Source organism: Edwardsiella piscicida, from assembly GCF_021733145.1.
Taxonomy (GTDB): domain Bacteria; phylum Pseudomonadota; class Gammaproteobacteria; order Enterobacterales; family Enterobacteriaceae; genus Edwardsiella; species Edwardsiella piscicida.
This window is the reverse complement of the sequence record NZ_CP090968.1, coordinates 3473253-3497785: the sequence shown is the minus strand read 5'-3', so window position 1 is coordinate 3497785 and position 24533 is coordinate 3473253. Positions and strand designations below refer to the sequence as shown.

The window sequence follows — 24533 nt, the reverse complement described above, 5'->3', positions numbered from 1 at the left end:
CGGACGGCGCCAAGCGCGTCGACGACGGCTACTGCGCGCGCGGCGGGATCGGCGTCGGCGTGACGCCTTGCTGGCTTTGCCACAGCGGATCGTTGCGCTGCATACGCTGATTCAGCTGCTGAATCTGCTGTGCCTGGGCATCGCGCTGGATCTGCGTTTGGGTGTTGCGCAGGCTCTGCTGCGCGGCGCTGTTGCGCTGCTGCTGAAACTGCTGCTGCTGTTGCTGGATCATCTGCTGCTGCTGCTGCATCAGGGCGCTATCGGCATGGGCGGGCAAGAGCGCGCCGCCCAGCAGGCTCAGGGTGAGGACGATGTATCTCATGGAAACGTCTCCGTCACGGCGGCACCGCCGGTATGGCTGCGCCTCTGCGTCAGTATAATCAACGGCGCGACGAGCCGCGTGGCGCAAAGTGGGATGGCGGTGGGGGATTTTGTCCGCCGTCCGGCCGATCGCGCTTTTTGTGCTTGCTTTTTAATGCAAAAGCCGCAATCTCTGGGGGGCTCCAGCGAGCCTGCCCAGACTCTTCTTTGGCGGGCGTTCGCGCACCGTTGTCGTATTCTGCATTTAACAAAACAGTTACAATGCGCCTCTTTTCGAGAGAGGCAGAGGTGGAGTATGGAGCAGTTTGAGACGATCGCCGTCGCGCAGGCGCAGCACATGCTGGCGCAGGGGCAGACGCTGTTGCTGGATATCCGGGATGCACAGAGCTATGCCGCCGGACACGTGCCCGGCGCGTTTCATCTAACGGATGCGACGCTGCCCGCGCTGATGCGGCAGTATGACGGCGTTCAGCCGGTGATGGTGATGTGTTACCACGGCAATAGCAGCCGCGGCGCGGCGCAGTATCTGCTGCACCAGGGGTTTGATGAGGTTTACAGTATTGACGGCGGCTTTGACGCCTGGCAGCGGGCCTACCCTGACGCGGTGGCTCGCGGCGGCGACTGAGGCGCGCACCGGCGACTGAGGCGCGCACCGTCAGTGGTTATCGATATAAGCAGGTATTCATGGTTCGTGTGATCACATTGCCTAACCCGCGTTTGGCGCAGGCATTTATTGACTATATGGCGACACAGGGCGTGCGTCTGGAGGCGGAGAGCGGGCAGCAGGGCGTGGCCCTGTGGCTGGCTGATGATAGCCGTTTGGCGCAGGTCGAGCAGGAGCTGCAGCGTTTTTTGCAGGCGCCGCAGCACCCGCGCTATCAGGCCGCCAGCTGGCAAAGCGGCTCGACTCACAGCGGGCTACACTATGCCCATTTTGGCTACCTGCGCAGTTTTGCCCGCCAGACCGGTCCGCTGACAATCGGGGTGACGCTGCTGTGCATCCTGGTGTATCTGCTGCAGCTGGCGCTGGGCGACGGCGCGGTGATGGCTTATCTGGCCTGGCCCGCGGATGCGGCGCAGCGCTATCAGCTGTGGCGCTACTTTACGCCGGCGCTGCTGCACTTTTCACCGCTGCACATCATCTTCAACCTGATGTGGTGGTGGTATCTGGGCGGTCAGGTTGAGAAGCGTCTGGGCGCCGCCAAGCTGGCGCAGATAGCGCTGGTTTCCGCGCTGATGAGCGCCTGGGCACAGTCGCTGTTTAGCGGGATTTTCTTCGGCGGCCTGTCCGGCGTTGTGTATGCCCTGATGGGCTATGTCTGGTGGTGCGGTGAACGTGCGCCGCAGTTTGGCGTTGCCATGCCGCGCGGCCTGATGCTGTTTTCGCTGCTGTGGCTGGTGGCCGGCTATTTCAACTGGTTTGGTCTGGCGATTGCCAATGCCGCTCACGCCGGTGGCCTGGTGATAGGCCTGTTGATGGCGTTTTGGGATATGCGCCATTTCCGCCGACAGTGAGGCTGTCGCCCGCTGTTCCGTTTTAATGCTGCCGGGGGAGCCGGTAAACGCAGGGGAATTTTCGTGAAACAAACACAGCGCCATGAAGCGATTATCGATCTGGTCCGTCAGCGGGGCTATGTCAGCACCGAGGAGTTGGTCGAACACTTCGACGTGAGCCCGCAGACCATCCGCCGCGATCTGAATGACCTGGCTGAACAGAATAAGATCCACCGCCATCACGGCGGCGCCGCGATGCCGTCGAGCTCGGTCAACGCGGCCTATCACGATCGCAAGGGAATGTGGTCGGAAGAGAAGGCGCGTATTGCCCGGCGGGTCGCCAGCATGATCCCCGACGGCGCAACCCTGTTCATCGATATCGGTACTACGCCGGAGGCCGTTGCCTACGCCCTGCTTAACCATCATAACCTGCGGGTGGTGACCAATAATCTCAACGTGGCCAGCCTGCTGATGGTGAAAGAGGATTTTCGTCTGATCTTGGCCGGCGGCGAAGTTCGCACCCGCGACGGCGGCATCGTCGGCGAGGCGACGCTCGACTTTATCTCCCAGTTCCGCCTGGACTACGGGATCCTTGGCATCAGCGGTATCGATATGGACGGCTCTCTGCTGGAGTTTGATTATCACGAGGTGCGTACCAAGCGGGCGATCATTGAGAACTCCCGCTGCGTGATGCTGGTAACGGATCACTCCAAATTTGGCCGCAACGCGATGGTAAATCTGGGGACCATGGAGCTGGTGGACTATCTGTTTACCGATCAGCAGCCGCCGCAGGGGCTGCAAAAAGTGATCGAACAGCACAGCGTTCAGCTGGAGATCTGCTAGGCGATACCTCGTCACGGCCTATGGGGTCGACGCCGAGCTCATCCTCTCTCCGTCCGCAGTGGGACGCTATCGGCGTCCCACTGCGCGACCTCCGCCCCGCCCCTGCGGCTCTCTTCTGCCTTCGCGCCGCTTGGGCGGCATCGGTTCGCCATTATCCACACAATATGTAATGACAATATCAACTTTGTGTTATCCGCATCGCGTAACTGTGTTTTTATTTGGTTAATGGATGGTGTGTTTGTTGCTTATCGCATATCATAATGCTCGAAAACGAACATTGTGGCGTATTGCAGAGAGCGGGAGGAGTCGTGGATATCAAAGACGTAATCGTCATCGGTGGCGGTATTAACGGTGCGGGTATTGCGGCCGATGCCGCCGGTCGCGGGCTATCGGTGCTGATGCTGGAGGCGCGCGATCTCGCCTGCGCCACCTCGTCGGCCAGCTCGAAGCTGATCCATGGGGGCCTGCGCTATCTCGAACACTATGAGTTTCGATTGGTGAGCGAGGCCTTGGCGGAGCGTGAGGTGCTGCTGAAGATGGCGCCGCACATCGCCTTTCCGCTGCGCTTTCGCCTGCCGCATCAGCCGCATTTACGCCCGGCCTGGATGATCCGCGCCGGCCTGTTTCTGTATGATCATCTCGGTAAACGCACCAGCCTGCCGGGCAGCTGCGCCCTGCGCTTCGGCGCCGGTTCAGTGCTGAAGCCCAGCCTGACGCGCGGCTTTGAGTACTCCGACTGCTGGGTGGACGATGCCCGCCTGGTGGTGCTCAACGCCATGGCGGTGGTGGAGCGCGGCGGAGAGGTACGCACGCGCACCGAGGTGACCCGCGCCTGGCGCGAGGAGGGCATATGGGTGGTTGAGGCGCGCGACATCGACAGCGGGGAGACGCTGACCTGGCGCGCCCGCGGTCTGGTCAATGCCACCGGCCCGTGGGTCAAGCAGCTGTTTGATGACGGCCTGCAGCTCAAGTCCCCCTACGGGATTCGGCTGATCAAGGGGAGCCATATCGTGGTTCCACGGGTGCATGACCAGCCGCAGGCGTATATTTTGCAAAATGAGGATCAGCGCATTGTCTTCGTGATCCCGTGGCTGGATGCGTTCTCCATCATCGGCACCACCGACGTGGAGTATCACGGCGATCCGCGCGCAGTGCAGATTGACGAGGGCGAAATAGACTATCTGCTTCAGGTCTACAATAGCCACTTTGTGCGCCAGCTGAATCGACAAGATATCGTCTGGACCTACTCCGGGGTGCGCCCGCTGTGCGACGATGAATCGGATTCGCCGCAGGCGATCACCCGTGACTATACGCTGGATATTCACGATCGGGACGGCGCGGCGCCGCTGCTGTCGGTCTTCGGCGGCAAGCTGACCACCTACCGTAAGCTGGCGGAGCACGCACTGGAAAAGCTGCGCCCCTACTATCCGCACTGCGGCGATGCCTGGACCAAGGGCGCGGTGCTGCCCGGCGGGGAGATGGGCTGCGATCGGGACAGCTATGCCGCTGCGCTGCGTCAGCGCCATGACTGGCTGCCGCAGGCGCTGGCGCGCCGCTATGCCCATACCTACGGCGCGCGCAGTGAGCGGTTAATCGGCTCCGCGGCGTCGCTGGCTGACTTAGGCGAACACTTCGGCCATGGACTGTATGCGGCGGAGCTCGACTATCTGGCGGGGCATGAGTGGGTCACGACGGCGGAGGACGCCCTGTGGCGTCGCACCAAGCTGGGGATGTGGCTGGATGACGCGCAGCGTCAGCGGGTAGCCGAGTGGCTGGCGGCCCACCGCCCGGCGGCGGAGACATCGTCGCCTTCCTGAAAATAGCCAAGGCCTCCGACGGGAGGCCTTGGCACGTTAGGTCACTCAGAGCTTGACCGGTTTGATCTGCCAGATCTCGTCGGCATACTCACGAATGGTGCGGTCAGACGAGAAATACCCCATGTTGGCGATGTTCAGCAGCGCCTTACGCGCCCATTCGTCGGGATGGGCGTACACTTCATCCACCTGATCCTGCATATCGACATAGCTGCGGTAGTCCGCCAGCAGCTGATAGTGATCGCCAAAGTTAATCAGCGAGTCAAACAGACTGGCGTAGCGCCGCGGCTCCTCTGGGCAAAACAGCCCGGAAGCTATCTGGTTCAGCGCCTGGTTCAGCTCCGGATCGCGCTCATAGTAGTCGCGTGGGTTATAGCCGTTGCGCCGCAGCGCCTCCACCTCCTCGGTGGTGTTGCCGAAGATAAACATATTTTCGGCGCCAACCCGCTCGCGGATCTCGACGTTGGCGCCGTCCAGGGTGCCGATAGTCAGCGCGCCGTTGAGGGCGAACTTCATGTTGCTGGTGCCGGAGGCCTCGGTGCCAGCGGTCGAGATCTGCTCCGACAGATCGGCCGCTGGAATGATCAGCTGCGCCAGGCTAACGCTGTAGTTGGGGATGAAAACGACCTTCAGCTGACCGCCCAGCCGCTCGTCGGCGTTGATCACCTTGGCGACGTCGTTGATCAGTCGAATGATCAGCTTGGCATTGTAGTAGGCAGAGGCCGCCTTGCCGGCGAAGATTTTCACCCGCGGCACCCGCTCGGCGTCCGGCTCCTGCAGGATACGGTTATACAGCGTAATGATGTGCAGCACGTTGAGCAGCTGGCGCTTATATTCGTGAATGCGTTTGACCTGGACGTCAAACAGCGCCTTGGGATTAATCACCGTATTCAGGTGCAGCGCGACGTACATCGCCAGCTGGCGTTTGTTGTGCTGCTTGGCCAGCTGAATTTCGCGGATAAAGGTGGGGTAGTCGGCGTGCGGCAGCAGTTCGCTGAGCATGCTCAGGTCGGTGCGCCAGCGCTGACCGATAGCGCCATCCAGCACCTTTGACAGGGACTGGTTCGCCTGCGCCAGCCAGCGACGGGGGGTGATCCCGTTGGTTTTGTTACAGAAGCGCCCCGGGAACAGGCGGGCGAAGTCGGCGAACAGCGAAGTCACCATCAGCTCAGAGTGCAGCTTGGAGACGCCGTTGACCTTGTGGCTGGCGACCACCGCCAGCCAGGCCATGCGCACCTGACGGCCGTTGCTCTCATCGATGATCGACACCCGGCGCAGCAGGGCATCGTCGTCGGGATAGGCGCTCTGCACCTCCTTGAGAAAGTGGTCGTTGATCTCAAAGATGATCTGCAGATGGCGCGGCAGAATACGTCCCAGCATATCTACCGGCCAGGTTTCCAGCGCCTCGCTCATCAGGGTGTGGTTGGTATAGGAGAAGATCTGCATGACGGCCTGCCAGGCCTGCTCCCAGTCGTAGTGATGTTCGTCGATCAGCAGGCGCATCAGCTCCGGAATGGAGAGCACCGGATGGGTGTCATTCAGGTGGATGGCCACCTTGTCTGCCAGGTTGTCCAGCCGATGGTGGGTGAGCAGATGACGGCTGATGATGTCCTGTACCGTTGCCGAGACCAGAAAGTACTCTTGGCGCAGACGCAGTTCGCGCCCGCAGTAGGTCGAGTCGTCCGGGTAGAGTACGCGCGATACGTTTTCCGAGTGGTTTTTATCCTCCACGGCGGCAAAGTAGTCGCCCTGGTTGAATTTACCCAGATTAATCTCGCTGCTGGCGCGCGCCGACCACAGGCGCAGGGTATTGGTCGCGCAGATATCAAAGCCGGGGATTATCTGATCGTAGGCCAGCGCCAGGACCTCTTCGGTCTCCAGCCAGCGGCTGCGGTTGCCCTCCTGCTGGATACGGCCGCCAAAGCGAACCCGGTAGCGGGTATTGTGGCGGACGAACTCCCAGGCGTTGCCATACTCCAGCCAGTTGTCCGGTGATTCGGCCTGCTGCCCGTTGACAATATTCTGTTTGAACATGCCATATTCATAGCGGATGCCATAGCCGTTGGCCGGTAGCCCCTGGGTCGCCATCGAATCCAGGAAACAGGCCGCCAGCCGTCCCAGACCGCCGTTGCCAAGCCCCGGGTCCAGCTCCTCGTTCAGCAGTTCATCCAGATCGATGCCCATTTCATCGAGCGCTTTTTTGGTTTCATCGTACACGCCGATCGCCATCAGGGCGTTGGAGAGGGTGCGTCCCAGCAGAAACTCCATCGAGAGGTAGTAGACCTGGCGCAGATCCTGCGAGTACTGGGCGCGAACCGAGCGCAGCCAGCACTCAACGATACGGTCGCGAACGGCGAACAGGGTCGCATTCAGCCAGTCGTGCTGGTTAGCGACGGAGGGATCCTTGCCGACGGTAAACATCAGCTTATAGGCAATAGAGTGTTTGAGCGCCTCAACGCTGACCACGGGGGACGTATAGTTAAAGGGTGAGTTAATCATGACAGCTCCCGATCCTCGGTGCCGGGCCATGCCCGGTTATGGTAGTACGGCGTTGGCCCCTGCGCATATCCGTTTGCTGCCAGGGATCGCTTCGCCAGAGGGCCGGCCTGCGCCGGCCTGCATCGTATGGCCGCTCGTATGGCCGCGTAGGCACGGCCTACAGTAGTTGGCGGTACAGCGCCAGATAGCGTTCGGCGGCCAGATCCCAGCCGAATGACTGCGCCATGGCCTGGCGCTGCACGTAGCGCCACAGGGTCGGACGGCTCCACAGCACCAGCGCCCGACGGATGGCGCAGGCGAGGTCAGCGGCGGTGGCGTCATGGAAGACGAAGCCGGTGGCGCTGCCGTCGGCCAGGTTTTCCAGCGCACAGTCGTTGACCGTGTCGGCCAGGCCGCCGGTGTGGCGCACCAGCGGCAGCGAGCCGTATTTAAGGCCGTACAGCTGGGTCAGCCCACAGGGCTCAAAGCGGCTTGGCACCACGATCACGTCGGCGCCGGCCATGATGCGGTGCGAGAAGGCTTCGTGGTAACCGATCTGGACGCCGACCTGACCGGGGTACTCCGCGGCGACGGCCAGAAATGCCTCCTGTAGCTGGGTATCGCCGGCGCCGAGCAGCGCCAGCTGAGCGCCGCCCTCCAGCAGGGTCGGCAGCGCCGCCAGCAGCAGATCAAGCCCTTTCTGACCGGTGAGGCGGCTGACCACGGCGAACAGCGGTTTGTCGGCGTCAACCTCCAGCCCCATGGCCGTCTGCAGATGCAGTTTGTTCGCGGCCTTATCGCGCAGCGTCTCCCGCCGGTAGGTGCGGGCGATCAGCGCGTCGCTGGCCGGGTTCCAAATGGTATCGTCCACGCCGTTGAGGATCCCGCTCAGGGTGCCCTCCTGGGCGCGCCACCGCAGCAGACCCTCCATGCCATAGGCAAACTCGGGATGCGTTATCTCCTGCGCATAGGTCGGACTGACGGTGGTGACATGGTCGGCATAGTACAGCCCGGCCTTCATGAAGGAGATTTGGCCGTGAAACTCCAGCCCGTAAATTTGGAAGAAGTGAGGGGGCAGGGCCAGCTCGTCCAGATGGCGGGCGTTGAACAGCCCCTGATAGGCCAGGTTGTGTACGGTAAAGACCGAGCGGGCAGGGTTACCGCGCGCTGCCAGGTAGGCACAGGCCAGACCGGCGTGCCAGTCGTGGGCGTGAACCACCTGCGGGCGCCAGAAGGGATCGCAGTTACAGGCCAGCTCGGCGGCGATCCAGCCGAGCAGCGCAAAGCGCAGGTGGTTATCGCCATAGGCGTTTTGCCACTGGTCGTGGTAGGGGCTACCGGGACGCTGATACAGATGGGGCGCGTCGATCAGGTAGACCCCGACGCCGCGGTAGACGCCGTAGCGCAGGGTCACTCGCCCGGCAAAGGTGTCCAGGGTGGCCACTTCATCGCTGTCCGGGATCCCGGCGCAGATAGCCGGGAACCCCGGCACCAGTACGCGTACGTTGGCGCCCTGGGCTATCTGGGCGGCGGGCATGGCGCCGACCACATCGGCCAGGCCGCCGGTTTTCAGCAGCGGGAAAAGTTCAGAACACACGTGTAAGACGTACATTATTGCTCCTGTGCCTGCGGCCGGTCAGGCCGCAGGGGATGATTACAGACGCGCGAGCATTTCACGCGTTACCAATACGATGCCGCTTTCCGAACGGTAAAAACGGCGGCTGTCCTCTTCGGCGTTTTCACCGATGACCATGCCCTCCGGCAGATGGCAGGCGCGATCGACGATGCAGCGGCGCAGCCGACAGGAGCGTCCGATGTAGACATCCGGCAGCAGTACGGAGGAGTCGATGGTGCAGAAAGAGTTGATGCGAACGCGCGGGAACAGCACGGAGTGCACCACGACCGAGCCGGAGATGATGCAGCCGCCGGAGACCAGCGAGTTCATGGTCATGCCGTGGCTCCCCGAGCGGTCCTGCACAAACTTGGCCGGCGGCAGCGACTCCATGTAGGTGCGGATCGGCCAGTGGTTATCGTACATATCCAGCTCCGGGGTTACCGACGCCAGATCGAGGTTGGCCCGCCAGTAGGCGTCCAGGGTGCCGACATCGCGCCAGTAGGGCGGGGTATCGGCGTTTCCGCTGGTGACGCAGGAGAGCGTGAACGGGTGCGCCCAGGCGCGGCCCTGTGCGGTGGCCTTGGGGATCAAATCTTGGCCGAAGTCGTGGCAGGAGCCGGGGGTATGGATATCCTCCTCCAGCAGCTGGAACAGGTAGTCGGCGTTGAACACATAGATCCCCATGCTGGCCAGGGACATCTCGGCATCGCCCGGCATGCCCGGCGGCTGGGCCGGCTTCTCTAAAAACTTGAGGATGCGGTGGTCGTCGCTGACCTCCATCACCCCAAAGGCGTTGGCCTCGGCGCGCGGTACCGGGATACAGGCGACGGTGCAGCCGGCGCCGTTTTCCACGTGGTCGAGCAGCATGCGCGAGTAGTCCATCTTGTAAATATGGTCGCCGGCCAGGATCACCACGTAGTCCGCCTGATAGCGGCGGATGATGTCCAGGTTTTGGTAGACGGCGTCGGCGGTGCCGCGATACCAGGTTTCCGAAGCGTCACGCTGCTGGGCCGGCAGCAGATCGACGAACTCGTTCATGGACTCATTGAGGATCGACCAGCCGCGCTGAATGTGCTGTACCAGCGTATGGGAGTGGTACTGGGTGATCACCCCGATGCGCCGAATGCCGGAGTTGATACAGTTAGAGAGCGCAAAGTCGATGATGCGGAACTTCCCGCCAAAGTGAACCGCCGGCTTGGCGCGGGTTTTGGTGAGATCTTTCAGGCGCGAGCCGCGGCCGCCGGCCAGGATCAGCGCAACGGACTGCTGCGGTAGCTGGCGGGCCAACATCAGTTTATTTTGATTGTCCGATTTCACCATTTCCGACTCCTTATAAAAGGCCGCTCGCGCCGTCAAGGGCGCAGCGCCAGCGCGCTAAATGCGCATAAAGAGACAGCAGCTGCGCGCCGCAAGATGCTGGCATCCGCCCTGCATGTCTTCCCGTAATACGGCAAACGGCGGCGGAATATGCCAGTCGCCCGGCGGCAGGACGATCGCCTGCGCCTGCGGTCCGCCGTTGATCACTAAGAGCCACTGCTCCGCCAGCAGGATCTGCAGCGCCACGGGGGGCACCGCCTGCCACTGGGCCTCCGTCATGGGCTGGGCATCGGCATTCAGCCAGCGTACGCTGCCGTCGTTCTCGTTCCACCAGCGATTGTCGGTCAGCGCCGCGATACGGCGGCGCAGGTGGATCAGCTGGGCGGTAAACTGCAGCAGCCCCTCGTCGGCCTGGCTCCAGTCGAGCCAGGCGATGGGGTTATCCTGGCAGTAGGCGTTATTGTTGCCCTGCTGGCTATGGCCAAGCTCATCGCCGGCCAGCAGCATTGGCGTTCCCTGCGCCAGCAGCAGCGTGGTGAGCAGCGCTCGGGCGCTGGCCTGGCGCCGCGCGTGGATCTCATCCTCGGCGTCAATCCCCTCTACGCCATGGTTGTGGCTGTAATTGTGGGTATTACCGTCGCGGTTGTTCTCCCCGTTGGCTTGGTTATGGCGCTGGCTGTAGCTGAGCAGGTCGCGCAGGGTGAATCCGTCGTGGCAGGTAATGTGGTTGATGCTGGACGAGGGCGTGCGCCCGTGATGACGAAACAGGTCGCTGGAGGCGGCGAAACGGGTGGCGAAGAGGCCGTTAGGCAGATCGCTCTGCAGCCAGAAACGGCGCATATCATCGCGGAAGCGATCGTTCCACTCGGCGAAGTATTGGGGAAAATGGCCCAACTGGTAACCGTTCGGACCGATATCCCAGGGTTCGGCAATAAACTTAACCCGCGTCAGCAGCGGATCCTGGGCGATGGCGACAAACAGAGGGGAGTGGCGGACAAAGTCCGGCGTCCGCCCCAGTACCGTCCCCAGATCGAAGCGGAATCCATCCACGTGGCAGGTCTCCACCCAGTAGCGCAGGCAATCCATGACCCACTGCACGCTGTGGGTCTTGGTCAGCCGCAGGGTGTTGCCGCAGCCGCTCCAGTTCTCCAATGCGCCCTGTCCGTTGCGCCAGTAGTAGCTGCGGTTGTCGATGCCGCGCAGCGAGACCATCGGCCCGCGTTCGTCCAGTTCTGCGGTGTGGTTAAACACCACGTCGAGTATCACCTCGATCCCCGCGCGGTGCAGGGCGTTGACGGCGGCGCAGAATTCGCTCAGCGGCGTGGTGCCGGGTCGCCCAGAGTGGTAACGTGGCTCAATGGCGAAGGGGGCCAGCACGTTGTACCCCCAGTAGTTGCTTAGCCCCAGTCGCTGCAGGCGGGGCTCATCCGCATGCAGCTGGATGGGGAGTAATTCCAGGGCGGTGATCCCCAGGCGGGCGTAGTGCTCCAGCATGATGGGGTGGGCCAGCGCCGCGTAGCTGCCGCGCAGATCCGGCGGGATACCGGGATGCTGCCGGGTCAGGCCGCGGACGTGGGCCTCATAGATAACCGTGCTGCCCCAGGGCGTATTGGGCGGCGCATCCTCCCGCCAGGCATACTGCTCGTCGTTGACGATGCAGCGCGGCAGCAGGTCACGGTTGTCACGCCAGTCCGGATCGCTCAGGCCGCCGCACAGACGATCGTCCGCCGGCAGCGCATGGCTCAGCGCCCGCGCATAGGGATCCAGCACCATCTTGGCCGGGTTAAAACGCAGCCCTTTTTCCGGCTGCCAGGGGCCGTATACGCGGTAGGTATACTCCAGCCCGGCGTGTCCGCCGGGCAGTAGGCCGTGCCAAATATCGCCGCTGCGCGCCGGCAGCTCATAGGACTGTTGATGACCGTCCGTATCGAACAGGCACAGCTCTATGCGCTGCGCGTGCGCCGAGTAGATGGCGAAGTTGACCCCCTGCGGCGTCAGATGCGCGCCCAACGGGTAGGGTTTACCCGGCCTGAGCATCGTCTCCGTCCCCATTATCCAGACACAGATAGAGCGTCGACAGCGGCGGTAGGGTCAGCTGGACGGAGTACTCACAGCCGTGGCTGCCCACCGCCTCGCTGAGCACGCCGCCCTGATTACCGCTGTTGCTGCCGTGGTAGTGGCTGGAGTCGGTATTGAGAATTTCGCGATAGCGCCCCGGCAGATCGACGCCGATACGGTAGTGATGACGCGGGACCGGCGTAAAGTTACTGACCACCAGCACTTCGTTGCCCATATCGTCGCGGCGGACAAAGGCGAAGACCGAGTTCTGATCGTCATCGACCACTCGCCAGCGGAAGCCACGCGCGTCGCAGTCCCAGCGGTGCAGTGCGCCGCAGCTGCGATAGCAGAGGTTCAGATCCCGTACTAGCCGCTGGACGCCATTGTGCCAGTTGTCTTCGCCCTCTAGCAGGTGCCAGTCCAGGCTGGACTCGTGGTTCCATTCGCGCCCCTGAGCAAACTCCCCGCCCATAAACAGCAGCTTTTTACCGGGATGCGCCCACATAAAGCCGTAGTAGGCGCGCAGGTTGGCAAATTTCTGCCAGGCGTCACCGGGCATTTTATCCAGCAGCGAGCCCTTGCCGTGCACGACTTCGTCGTGGGAGAGGGCCAGCACAAAGTTTTCGCTCCAGGCATACAGCAGGCCGAAGGTCATCAGATTGTGGTGATATTTGCGATAGACCGGATCGTGCTTCATGTAGTTGAGGGTGTCGTGCATCCAGCCCATATTCCACTTGAAGTGGAAGCCCAGGCCGCCGGCGTCCGGCGGCAGGGTGACGCCGGGAAAGTCGGTGGACTCTTCGGCCATACAGACGCTGCCGGGGTGTTGCTCGCCCAGGGTCCGGTTGGTATAGCGTAGGAACTCGATGGCCTCCAGATTCTGGTTTCCGCCGTAGCAGTTGGGAACCCATTCGCCCGCGGCGCGGCTGTAGTCGCGGTAGACCATGGAGGCCACGGCGTCGACGCGCAGGCCGTCGATGCCATAGCGCTCCTGCCAGAAGAGGGCGTTGCCGGCCAGGAAGTTACGCACCTCATAGCGGCCATAGTTGTAGATCAGGGTATTCCAGTCTTGGTGGAAGCCTTCGCGCGGATCGGCGTATTCATACAGCGCCGTGCCGTCGAAGTTAGCCAGCCCCCACTCGTCGCTGGGAAAGTGGCCGGGAACCCAGTCGAGCAGGACGTTGATCCCGGCGGCGTGGGCGACGTCGATAAATTCACGGAACTCCTGCGGCGTGCCATAGCGTCGGGTCGGCGCGTATAGCCCCAGCGGCTGATAGCCCCAGGAGCCGTCAAAGGGGTGCTCATTGATCGGCAGCAGCTCGATATGGGTAAAGCCCATCTCTTTGACGTAGGGGATGAGCTGCTCGGCCATTTCCCGGTAGCTCAGCCAGTAGCCGTTGTCGCTGTGGCGTCGCCAGGAGCCGAGGTGTACCTCATAGATGGAGATCGGGGCGCTGAAGCCATTGGCGGCGCTGCGCTGGGCGCTGATGGCGCTTTTTTCCGGTAGCGGAGCGACCAGCGAGGCGGTATCCGGCCGCATCTGAGCTTCAAAGGCGTAGGGATCGGCTTTCAGCACCCGCTCGCCGCGGGCGTCGATCAGCTCAAACTTGTACAGCTCACCCGCCTCTACGCCGGGGATGAACAGCTCCCAGATACCGCTTTCCCGACGCAGGCGCATCGGATGGCGGCGCCCGTCCCAGACGTTAAAGTTGCCGACCACCGAGACGCGCTGGGCGTTGGGTGCCCAGACGGCGAAGCTGACGCCGCGGATATCGGCCAGCTGGGTCAGGTGGGCGCCCAGTCGTTCATAGGGACGCAGATGGGTACCCTCTTTGAGCAGCCAGTTATCGATCTCGCCTAACAACGGCCCGAAACGGTAGGGATCTTCCAGCAGCTGCTGATGATTGGCCCAGGTGACGCGCAGCAGATAAGGGAAGGGATTCTTACGCCGCGGCACCAGGCCGCAGAAGAAACCGCCCTCATGGATACGCTCCAGCGTGGCCAGCGTGCGCCCGTTTTTACGGTCGACCACCTGTACCGATTCTGCCTCGGGCATCAGCGCCCGCACGGTCAGCCCTTTAGCGGTCGTGTGCATCCCCAGCAGAGCGAAGGGATCGGCGCACTGGCCGGCGAGCAGTTGTTGGATCTTGTGAGTGCTGGGAAGTACGGACATGGCATTCTTCCTTTAATTGACGGCAGGGGATGCGTTCTACCCTAAAAGCGACGGGGCAGGGGAACGGGTGCATCCTCATGCCGGCCATTCAGTCTGGGCGCTGGCAGGGTGCGTCGGCACCCCGCAGCGCAAATATGGTTTCCTTAAATGCGCGATGGCGGGCTTTTGCCGCCGCGACCCTGATTAAGCATAGTCAGCTTTGGGCGGCGGATGAGGCCCGGCGCACTTTTTGCCGTCAGGCCGGTACGGCCATGATGGGGGCCGCCTGTCGCACCGCCGGCAGGTTGGCCAATGCCTCTTGAGTCACTAAGACGATCCCGTTAGGGCTGCGGTGAAAATAGCGCGCGTCCTGCTGGGGGTCTTCGCCGATGGTCAGGCCATCCGGCAGACGGCAGCCGCGATCGATGACGCAGCGCTGCAGGCGGCAGCCGCGCCCGACGTAGACCTCCGGCATCAGAACGCTGGCCTCAATTTGCGCCTCGGGGGCGACCTCGACACGCGCGGAGAGGATCGCGTTATGGATCTGGGCGCTGTCGATGACGCAGCCGCCGCCGATCAGGGCATTTTCGACGACGTTACCGGCGTGGCGGGCCGACTGCTTGAAGCGCGCTGGCGCCAGCTGGGCATGCTTGCTGATGATGGGCCAGTTAGGATCGAACGGGTCCAGACGCGGCGGGGTGCTGATCAGATCGATGTTGGCTTCCCAGTAGGCGTCCAGCGTCCCGACATCGCGCCAATAGGCTTCGCCGTCGGCGGTAAACCCCATGCAGGAGCGGCCAAAGGGATGTGCATAGGCGACGCCTTCGCGCACCGCGGCCGGAATAATATCCTGGCCAAAGTCGAAGCTGGTCTCCGGGTCGGTCTGCGCCTCTTCCAGCGTCTGATAGAGATAGTCGGCGTTGAAGATGTAGATCCCCATCGATGCCAGCGAGCGCTGCGGGTTGCCCGGCATGGCCGGAGGATGCGACGGCTTTTCTTCAAAGCGGGTGATGCGGAACTGCTCATCGACCGCCATTACGCCAAAGGCGTGGGCCTGTTCGCGGGGAACCTCGATGCAGCCGACGGTACAGCGTGCGCCGGACTTCACGTGGTCCAGCAGCATTTGGGCATAGTTCATTTTATAAATATGGTCGCCAGCCAGGATCACCACATATTCTGGCCGGTAATGACGCTGCATGATCTCTTTATTCTGGTATACCGCATCGGCGGTGCCGCGATACCAGTATCCCTCCTCCAGCTGCTGACGGGCCGGTAGCAGATCGATAAATTCGTTGCGCTCGGCGTGCAGGAATGACCAACCGTGCTGAATATGACGCAGCAGCGAGTGCGCCTTGTACTGGGTGATCACCCCTACGCGGCGCAGACCGGAGTTAATACAGTTGGAAAGGGTAAAGTCGATGATGCGAAAACGACTGCCAAAATAGACTGCGGGTTTGGCTCGGCCGTCGGTCAGGCCATTAAGACGGGTTCCCCGTCCGCCGGCTAATACCAGCGCCACCGTCCGTTGGGTTAATTGGCCGATAAGAGCAATATCTGTAACGCTATGAGTCATGGTCACTTCCTTTTTGACAATTCCATATGCCGCCCCGCCCACCGCCAGGCAAGGGAAAGCGCGGATGGCGCCTGTCATCCGCAACAACAGTTTGGCGATCCAGTATTAGCGTACTGCGGTGTAATAATAACGGACATCATTGATATAAATGAAATAAACTGAATGCTTATTTAATACCAAAATAATACGTTAACTGCTCATGTCAATCACACACTGATCGATAATGTAAACGCACTCTTTTTTAAATTCAACGAGAGATTGTGCTATTGCGCAGGATGCTGGAATAAACGGGTAGCGCAAAATATTACTTATATGGATAACATCTGCTAAATTAGCGTTAAATTTGAAAGTGGATATATATTGGTATTAAGCTGGGATAGGTTGATTTATAAGGGGGAATGTTTTTTCTTAGCATAAAAAACGGAAGTTGCAAATAAATCACGGCCGTTTTTTATCGGCCGTGATTTATTGTTTTAGCCGCTAGCCCGCGGAGACTTTTTTACGGCGCTGGTCCAAATCTTTTATCAATCGATTGATTTGCATATTATTAAACATATCCTCAAGCGTCATGTTTAGCTTGCGGCGCCAGTTCGGGTATTCATCGCAGGTGCCGGGAACGTTGACCGGCGTCGCCATGTTCAGCCAATCCTCCGGCTGCAGTCCGAGCAGGGCGCTGGCGCTGTCGGCGACGTAGCGTTGGATCCCGCGGCTTAGAACGGGTGTCATCGCCATACGGTCCGCGTGCCGTCCGCTGCGCTGCGGCAGGCAGCCGTAGTGATGCAGTCCGTCGAGCAGCCCCTGCTTGGCGGCGGCGCGGTCGCGGTACAGCCCTGCCAGGATCTCGGCGTCGGGGTAGAGCCCCAGCCGCTCGCCGAGCCGCAGATCGTCGGCCTGCCAATAGCCGTTCAGCGTCGGCAGATCGTGGGTGGTCACCGTCGCCATGGCCTGTACGTTATAGGTCTGCGGCGCGCGAAAGACGTTGTCGCTATCGTGCTCAAAGTAGAGCACTTTGTAGGAGTACACGCCGTACTCGCGCAGCTTAGCGATGATTTCGACCGGTACGGTGCCGAGATCTTCGCCGATGACCATACAGCGGCTACGCTGACTTTCCAGCGCCAGAATGGCCAGCAGATCGTCGAGGGGATAGCCGACATAGGCGCCCTCTGACGCCGCCTCACCCTGCGGTATCCACCATAGCCGCAGCAGCGACATCACATGATCGATGCGCAGGGCGCCGCAGTGGCGCATGTTGGCGCGCAGCATCTCGATGAATGGTTGATAGGCGAGCTCGCGCAGCGTATGGGGATCCATCGGCGGCAGCCCCCAGTTTTGCCCCAGCGGGCCGAGAATGTCGGGCGGAGCGCCGACCGAGGCGCGCAGGCAGTAGAGATCGGGCTCACTCCAGGTCTCCGCGCCGCCCTCGGCGACGCCCACCGCCAGATCGCGGTACAGCCCGATCGGCATCGCCTGGCGACAGGCCTGCTGATAACAGTCGGCCAGCTGGCTATCGGCCAGCCACTGTAGCCACAGAAAAAACGCCACCTCCTGCGGATAGCGCTGACAGAAGCGGGCCACCTCCGGGCTATCGGCGCGGCGCAGGGGCTGCGGCCAGACCGGCCACCCCCACATCTGCTCATCCTCGCTGTGCAGGTGGTGGTGCAGGGCGTCGAACGCGGCCTGGTGGCGCAGGCTATCTCCCCCCTGGCGAACAAAGTGGCGGAAGGCGCAGGCCCGGGCATCGGCGCCCTGTGCGTTGAACGCGTGGAAGGCCAGGCGTAGCCCCTCCAGCTTCAGAGCGTATACGGCGGGATAATCGACCCAGTCGCTGGCGCGAGCGGCGTCCAGACGCTGACGGGTCGCGGGCGCCTGCCACCATCGCTGAGCGGCATCGCTGCGCTGAAACTCGTCGACCCGGTTGACATCAATGTAGATGATGTTCAGCCAGCGGCGTGATGACGGGCTGTAGGGGCTGATGCTGTGCGGGTTGGCGGGATACAGGGCATGGATGGGATTCAGGCCGACAAAGGCGCCGCCGCGCTGGGCGATCTGCCCGATCAGCTGGGCCAGATCGCCGAAGTCACCGATCCCCCAGTTATGCGCGGAGCGCAGGGTATACAGCTGTACGCAGGCGCCCCAGAGCTTTCGGCCAGTCAACAGGGCATCCGGCTCATGGCAGCGCGCCGGTGCAATAATGATCCGGCACTGCCACTGTTGCTGCCCATCGCTGAGCTGCAGGCGGTGGTAGCCCAGCGGCAGGTCGTGCGGCAGCGCCAGATGTTTACGCCGGCTCAGTCGACCCTGATAGGTCGGCTGGGCGTCGTTTTCCAGCGTGAGCGACCATTGGTAGTGGCCCCCCTGACGCAGGGCGATAACCGGCGTACTTCGCTGCCCGGCCACCAGGACGGCCGGTAGCGGCGCATCGGTGGGCGTACGCGGCGGCATGGCGTCGAGCAGGCGCCGCTTGGTCTGCGCACTGATGGCCTGAACGCAGCCGTGCGCATTGATGTAGCTGTCGGCGATCCCCGCCTGGGCCGCCTGCTGCTCCAGGAGGGGGTGCGGCGTAGTGCGTTGCATGGCGACTCCTTAACGCTGGCGCTGCCAGATGCGCTGTTGATAGTCGCGGATGGCCCGATCGGCGCTGAACATGCCCACCCGTGCCGTGTTGAGGATGGTCTTCTCGGTCCACGCTTCGCTATCGCGGTAGAGGGTGTCCACCCGGGCCTGTGTCTGGCAGTAATCGGCGAAGTCAGCCAGCACCAGATAGGGGTCGCCGCCCTGTAGCAGGCTGTGCAGCATCATGTCAAAAGCGTGGCGGTCGCCCTGGCTGTAGTGGCCGGAGCCCAGCTCATCGATGATGGCCTTCAGGCGTTTGTCTTTCCGATAGAGGCGGAGCGGGTCGTAGCCGGCGGCCAGGGTCGCCTTCACCTCCTCGACCGTCAGGCCGAAGATGAAGATGTTCTCTTCTCCCACCTGCTCGGCGATCTCTACGTTGGCGCCGTCCAGCGTGCCCACGGTCAGCGCGCCGTTCAGGGCCAGCTTCATGTTGCCGGTGCCGGAGGCCTCTTTCCCTGCGGTTGAGATCTGCTCTGATACGTCGGCCGCCGGGATCATCAGCTCGGCCAGGGAGACGCGGTAGTCGGGCAGAAAGGCGACCTGCAGGCGATCCTTGACCCGGGGGTCATTGTTGATGACCTCTGCCACCCGGTTGATGGCATAGATGATGTTTTTGGCCAGGTAGTAGCCCGGCGCCGCCTTGGCCCCGAACAGGAAGACGCGCGGAGCCCGATCGGCGTTGGGATTGGCGCGCAGCTCATGATACAGGGACAGGATATGCAGCAGATTGAGGTGCTGACGTTTGTACTCATGCAGCCGCTTGATCTGTACGTCGAAGATGGCGTCGGTGTTCAGCGTCAGCCCCTGGGTCTGCCGGACGTAGTGGGCCAGCGCCGCTTTATTCTGCTGCTTGATCTGACGGTACGCCGCGCGGAACCCGGCCTGGCCGGCATAGGGCTCCAGCGCCCGGAGGGCATCCAGATCGTTGGCCCATTCGCGCTGTAGCGTCGTGTCGATCAGCGTAGACAGGGCCGGGTTACACTGCTTGAGCCAGCGACGCGGGGTGATCCCATTGGTCACGTTATGGAATTTTTGTGGCCACAGCTGATGGTATTCGGGGAACAGATCGCTTTTGACCAGCGCCGAGTGCAGCTGCGCCACGCCGTTAACGGCAAAGCCGGCGACGACGCACAGGTTGGCCATGCGCACCCGTCGGTCGTGTATGATGGCGACGCGCTGCCACAGCGCCTTATCGCCCGGCCAGCGCTGTTCGACCAGCTCGCGGAAGCGGGTGTTGATCTGGCGGATGATGTCATGGTGACGCGGGAGCAGGCTGCGGATCAGGCTTTCGCTCCAGCACTCCAGCGCCTCTGGCATCAGCGTATGGTTGGTGTAGGCAAAGGTCTGGCTGGTGATGGCCCAGGCCTGATCCCACTCCATGCCGTGCTCATCGAGCAGAATGCGCATCAGCTCGGGGATGGCAATGGTCGGGTGCGTGTCGTTGAGCTGGATGACCTCATACTGCGCCAGCGCGTCGATACGGCGTCCGGCCAGATGGTGTCGGCGCAGGATATCGGCCAGCGAGCAGGCGCAGTGGAAGTATTGCTGCATCAGACGCAGCCGCTTGCCGGCCAGGTGGTTATCGTTGGGATAGAGTATTTTGGTCAGTTTGGCGGCCTCTATCCCCTGGCGCTCGGCGCGCAAAAACTGTCCGCGATCAAAGCTGTCGAGATCGAAGGGGTGATCGTGACAGGCGACCCACAAGCGCAGCGGCTGGCTGATGCCGTTGCGGTAGCCGACCACCGGCAGATCGCGCGCGACGCCGCGCAGGGTGAGCGCCGGCTGCCAGCGTAGCGCGCCGTTTTCACGCAGCAGTTTGCCGCCCAGACTGACGTGGACATCCCGCGCCCGATTGTGACGCATCCACGGGTAGTCGTCTCGCTCCCAGGTATCCGGGGCCTCTTGCTGCTGGCACGCCTGAAAGGACTGGCGGAACAGCCCATACTGGTAGCACAGGCCATAGCCGATGGCCGGCTGTTTAACGCAGGCCATGGCATCGAGGAAGCAGGCCGCCAGGCGGCCGAGGCCGCCGTTGCCCAGCGCCGGATCGACCTCTTGCTCCAGCAGATCGCTTAACGCGATGTCATAGCGCTCAAGCGCCTGGGCGACGGCGGGATACCAGTCCAGATTGAGCAGGTTATTGCCGGTCAGGCGGCCGATGAGAAACTCCATCGACAGATAGTTTACGCGGCGTTGGCCATCGTCGGACGCGCTGGCCGGGTGGGTTTCGGCCGCCAGCTGCGCCGAGCAGGCCAGGCTGACCGCCTGCCACCACTGATGCGGCGTCATTTGCGCAGCGCTCTCCATTCCCAATCCTTGCCAGTGGCGGGTCAGCGCCGCGTGGAAAGCCTGCTGATCGAACGGGGTATACGACATAGGCATCTCTCTCAAAGCGTCAAAATGAAAGTATTAAGCATGATGGTCATCCTGACGATCTCGTCGGGTGAAAACATCCTCCCGCCGTCGGCTGAGTTGGGGAGGAGCCACAGGGCGTAGTCCGAAGTGTGATCGGGACCGCGCTATAGCAGGGCTATCATCACGTTGCGTTACCGTTTCACGCTGTACTGATCGTCGGGTTATAACAGCAAAATATGGACTATTGGCGGCGATTGAGCGGCAAATGAGATTAACTCGGTAAAAAATGTGATCAGCCGCAATTTCCTGTTATTGGGGGCGGAACCTCGGTTGCAATAGCGCGCGCATTGTCAGACCTTAAAGGACAGCTATTAATTATGAGGCGCAAAATAAATAGGCGCCCGTAGCGGTGATTTCTGGGGCAGGGTGCCGCTCCTGCGCGCGAGCCGGCACGCGTCGGCCGCCGAGGGGGGCACCGGAAGGGGTGCGGGTAATAATGCTGATTCCGTCGAAATTAAGCCGTCCGGCGCGGCTGCAGACTACGGTGGTGCGAGAACACTTACTGACCAGGTTGGATGCGGCGCGCAATTACCGCCTGGTGTTGGTCAATGGTCCGGCAGGGTACGGTAAGACAACCCTGATGGCACAGTGGGCGCAGGAGAAGGCACACTTGGGCTGGTACTCCCTGGATGAAAGCGACAATCAGCCGGAGCGCTTTGCCAGCTACCTGATTGCCGCCCTGCAGCAGGCCACCGGTGGCCACTGCGCGAAAAGCGAGGCGATGAGCCAGAAACACCAGTATGCCACGCTGTCTGCGCTGTTCTCCCAGCTGTTCATTGAGCTGGCCGATTGGCAGACGCCGCTGTATCTGGTGATCGACGATTATCACCTGCTCACCCATCCTCCGCTGCATGAGGCGATGCGCTTCTTCTTGCGCCATCAGCCCGATAATCTGACCCTGTGTCTGATGTCACGCACGCTGCCCCCGCTCGGGATTGCCAATCTGCGGGTGCGTGAGCAGCTGCTGGAGATCAATACTCGTCAGCTGGCCTTTAACCACCGTGAGGCCAGCCAGTTTTTTCATCAGCGTTTGAGTGCACCGCTGGCCGATGACGAAATGCACGCGCTGTGCGATGAGGTCGAAGGCTGGCCGACGGCGCTGCAGCTGATCGCGCTGTCGGCGCGTCAGTCATCGGCCCAGGCTCAGGCTTCGGCTCGCCGTCTGGCGCGCATCAACGCTACGCATCTGGCGGATTACCTGGCGGATGAGGTGCTGGATCGGGTGGATGACGATACGCGCGGCTTTCTGCTGCAGTGTTCGGCGCTGCGTTCGATGAACGACGCGCTGATCTGTGCTCTGACCGGCGAGGAGGAGGGCCAGCTGCGCCTGGAGGAGCTGGAGCGGCAGGGGCTATTTATCCACCGGATGGACGGCGACGGGGAGTGGTTCTGTTTTCATCCGCTGTTTGCTCACTTTCTGCGCAGCCGCTGCCAGCGGGAGATGGCGGGCGTACTGCCGCAGCTGCACCGGCGCGCGGCGCAGGGATGGCTGGCGCAGGGGTTTCCGGCGGAGGCGATCCACCACGCGCAGGCGGCCGGAGACACGGCGCTGCTGCGCGATATTCTGCTGCAGCACGCCTGGGTGCTCTTCCACCAGAGTGAGCTGGCGCTGCTGGAGTCCTGCCTGAATACCCTACCGTACGATGTGTTGATCCAGAACCCCAGCCTGGCGCTGCTGCAGGCCTGGCTGGCGCAGAGTCAGCACCGCTACGGCGAGGTCAACACGCTGCTGGCGCGCGCCGAGCAGGAGATGGGACAGCGTCAGATCTCGCTGGAGGCGGCGCTGCAGGCCGAGTTCGACGCGCTGCGAGCCCAGGTCGCGATCAATGACGGGCGACCGCACGATGCCGAGCGCTTGGCGACAGAGGCGCTGCGCCATCTGCCGATCGGCAGCTACTACAGCCGGATCGTGAGCAGCTCCGTGCTGGGCGAGGTGCTGCACTGCAAAGGGGTTCTGGCGCGGGCGCTGCCGATGATGCAGCAGACCGAGCAGGTGGCCCGCCGCCATCAGACCTACCACTATGCTCTGTGGGCGCTGCTGCAGCAGAGTGAGATCCTGATAGCCCAGGGGTTCTTGCAGGCGGCCTACGAGACCCAGGATAAGGCGTTTGAATTGGTCGACGAGCAGCATCTGCAGCAGCTGCCGATGCATGAGTTTTTACTGCGTATTCGCGCCCAGGTGCTGTGGTCGTGGATGCGGCTGGACGAGGCGGAGCGCGCGGCGCGCGATGGGCTGGCGGTGCTGGCCAACTTTGAGCCGCAGCAGCAGCTGCAGTGTCTGGCACTCTTGGCCAAGTGTTCGCTGGCGCGCGGCGATCTGGATAACGCCGGACAGCATCTGCGCCGCTGCGAAACCCTGCTGCAGGCCGGAAACTATCACAGCGACTGGCTGGTGAATGCGGATAAGGCGCGGGTGATCTACTGGCAGATCACCAGCGATCGCCAGGCGGCCAGTCGTTGGCTGCTGCAGGCGGTGCGTCCGGCGGCGTCGGATAACCACTTTTTACAGGGACAGTGGCGCAATATCGCGCGGGTTCAGATCATGCTGGGGCAGTATGATGAGGCTCAGGCGGTGCTAGATCAGCTGAATGCGGCGGCGCGCCGCCTGCGCCTGGTCAGCGATCTGAACCGTAACCTGCTGCTGAGCAACCTGCTGTATTGGCACACGGATCGCAAGAGCGAAGCCCTGCGCGTGCTGATGGAGGCGCTGAGCCTGGCCAATCGCACCGGCTTTGTCAGCCACTTTGTCATCGAGGGCGAGGTGATGGCCCAGCAGCTGCGTCAGCTGCTGCAGCTCAATACCCTGCCGGAGATGGAGGTGCATCGCGCTCAGCGGATTTTGCGTGATATTAACCAGCACCACCGGCATAAGTTTGCCCATTTTGATGAGCAGTTCGTCGAGCGGTTGCTGAATCATCCCCAGGTGCCGGAGCTGATCCGCACCAGTCCGCTGACCCAGCGCGAATGGCAGGTGCTGGGACTCATCTATTCGGGCTACAGCAACGAGCAAATCGCCGATGAGCTGGCGGTGGCGGCGACCACCATTAAAACCCATATCCGCAATCTGTATCAGAAGCTGGGGGTTGCACACCGTCAGGAGGCCGTGCGCCAGGCGCAGGATATTATGCGCCTGATGGGCTATGGGGTGTGATCAGCGCCAGATCAGCAGTACGCAGGCGGCGGTCAGCGTCCCCATGGTCAGGTTAAAGGCGAACCAGGCGCGTCGGCTTTGCAGCAGTCGCCCTATCAAGGTACCGAAGCTTAACCACAGCGCGCCGGCCAGCAGATTGACCAAGAACATGCCCAGGCTGATGGCGGCGATGGCTGCCAGATAGCGCTCGCCGGGCAGGCTAAAGCTGGTCACCGCGCCCAGGGCCATCAGCCAGGCCTTGGGGTTCAGAAACTGCAGCAGCCAACCCTGTCGCCAGCTGACGGCGTCGTCTAAGGCGGCGCTGCCGTCGCTCAGACGGGTATAGCGCGACGTCGCCACCTTCCACGCGATATACAGCAGGTAGAGGCTGCCCGCGCCCTTGAGCAGGGTGTGCAGCGTCGGATAGAGCAGCAGTAGGCTGCCGACGCCAAAGGCGATCAGCAGCAGCAGCGTTTGCATGCCGAGCATGATGCCGAGCATGAGCGGCAGCGAGCGGTAGAACCCCAGATTGGCGCTGGAGCTGGTCAACAGCATATTGTTGGGGCCAGGGGTCACGGCTGAGACCCACAGGAAACCCAGCAGGGAGAGAAACAGAGAGCTGTCCATGCTAACCGGCTCCGATTTTGCGCCGAGGGGGTGTTTTGACCCTAACAGTGTGTTATTGATGGTACAAGTGTTCCCTGGATGAA

The 24533-nt window shown here is 62.1% G+C and carries 15 protein-coding genes; 5 read left to right on the top strand and 10 right to left on the bottom strand.

Going from position 1 to position 24533, the window contains the following annotated elements; genetic code table 11:
• Positions 1-28: 28 nt before the first annotated feature.
• The gene (locus tag L1P05_RS15945; protein ID WP_012850112.1) at positions 29-322 is read right to left on the bottom strand and encodes a hypothetical protein; all 294 of its coding nucleotides are present in this window, start codon (positions 320-322) and stop codon (positions 29-31) included.
• Positions 323-616: 294 nt separating this feature from the next.
• On the opposite strand from L1P05_RS15945, the gene glpE reads away from it, so the two are divergent.
• The 4 genes from glpE (at position 617) to glpD (ending at position 4475) form a co-directional block, all read left to right on the top strand.
• Entirely contained in the window at positions 617-946 is a 330-nt protein-coding gene (glpE, locus tag L1P05_RS15940) for a thiosulfate sulfurtransferase GlpE (protein ID WP_012850113.1), read from the top strand.
• A gap of 59 nt (positions 947-1005) precedes the next feature.
• The gene (gene glpG / locus L1P05_RS15935) at positions 1006-1836 is read left to right on the top strand and encodes a rhomboid family intramembrane serine protease GlpG (protein WP_015462459.1); all 831 of its coding nucleotides are present in this window, start codon (positions 1006-1008) and stop codon (positions 1834-1836) included.
• A gap of 63 nt (positions 1837-1899) precedes the next feature.
• Positions 1900-2658: a DeoR/GlpR family transcriptional regulator gene (locus tag L1P05_RS15930; RefSeq protein ID WP_012850110.1), complete on the top strand. Its 759-nt coding sequence runs from the start codon at positions 1900-1902 to the stop codon at positions 2656-2658.
• Positions 2659-2966: 308 nt separating this feature from the next.
• On the top strand, positions 2967-4475 hold the full coding sequence (glpD, locus tag L1P05_RS15925; protein ID WP_012850109.1) for a glycerol-3-phosphate dehydrogenase: 1509 nt from the start codon (positions 2967-2969) through the stop codon (positions 4473-4475).
• A gap of 45 nt (positions 4476-4520) precedes the next feature.
• Here glpD and glgP read toward each other — a convergent pair whose 3' ends face one another.
• The 8 genes from glgP to malP all read right to left on the bottom strand — a co-directional run bounded on the left by glgP (position 4521) and on the right by malP (position 20654).
• Positions 4521-6968: a glycogen phosphorylase gene (glgP, locus tag L1P05_RS15920; protein WP_034168480.1), complete on the bottom strand. Its 2448-nt coding sequence runs from the start codon at positions 6966-6968 to the stop codon at positions 4521-4523.
• A 160-nt stretch (positions 6969-7128) separates the two neighbouring features.
• Positions 7129-8562, bottom strand: coding sequence for a glycogen synthase GlgA (glgA, locus tag L1P05_RS15915; RefSeq protein WP_012850107.1), 1434 nt, complete (start codon positions 8560-8562; stop codon positions 7129-7131).
• 42 nt (positions 8563-8604) lie between these two features.
• A complete protein-coding gene (gene glgC, locus L1P05_RS15910; protein WP_012850106.1) occupies positions 8605-9885 on the bottom strand; it encodes a glucose-1-phosphate adenylyltransferase in 1281 nt (426 codons plus the stop codon).
• A 54-nt stretch (positions 9886-9939) separates the two neighbouring features.
• Complete coding sequence (gene glgX / locus L1P05_RS15905; protein WP_041692561.1) at positions 9940-11919, bottom strand: glycogen debranching protein GlgX; 1980 nt, start codon at positions 11917-11919, stop codon at positions 9940-9942.
• Positions 11903-14113, bottom strand: coding sequence for a 1,4-alpha-glucan branching protein GlgB (gene glgB / locus L1P05_RS15900; RefSeq protein ID WP_012850104.1), 2211 nt, complete (start codon positions 14111-14113; stop codon positions 11903-11905). Before glgB ends, glgX begins: the two co-directional genes overlap by 17 nt.
• Positions 14114-14348: 235 nt before the next feature.
• Complete coding sequence (gene glgC, locus L1P05_RS15895) at positions 14349-15665, bottom strand: glucose-1-phosphate adenylyltransferase (RefSeq protein ID WP_012850103.1); 1317 nt, start codon at positions 15663-15665, stop codon at positions 14349-14351.
• Between the two features lie 480 nt (positions 15666-16145).
• Positions 16146-18239 (bottom strand): 4-alpha-glucanotransferase, encoded by a 2094-nt coding sequence (gene malQ, locus L1P05_RS15890; protein WP_012850102.1) that lies wholly within the window; start codon positions 18237-18239, stop codon positions 16146-16148.
• 9 nt (positions 18240-18248) lie between these two features.
• Positions 18249-20654: a maltodextrin phosphorylase gene (malP, locus tag L1P05_RS15885; protein ID WP_012850101.1), complete on the bottom strand. Its 2406-nt coding sequence runs from the start codon at positions 20652-20654 to the stop codon at positions 18249-18251.
• A 475-nt stretch (positions 20655-21129) separates the two neighbouring features.
• Here malP and malT point away from each other — a divergent pair, with 475 nt between their 5' ends.
• A complete protein-coding gene (gene malT / locus L1P05_RS15880; RefSeq protein WP_012850100.1) occupies positions 21130-23844 on the top strand; it encodes an HTH-type transcriptional regulator MalT in 2715 nt (904 codons plus the stop codon).
• On the opposite strand, the gene L1P05_RS15875 is transcribed toward malT, so the two are convergent.
• A complete protein-coding gene (locus L1P05_RS15875) occupies positions 23845-24450 on the bottom strand; it encodes a LysE family translocator (RefSeq protein ID WP_012850099.1) in 606 nt (201 codons plus the stop codon).
• Positions 24451-24533 lie beyond the last annotated feature (83 nt).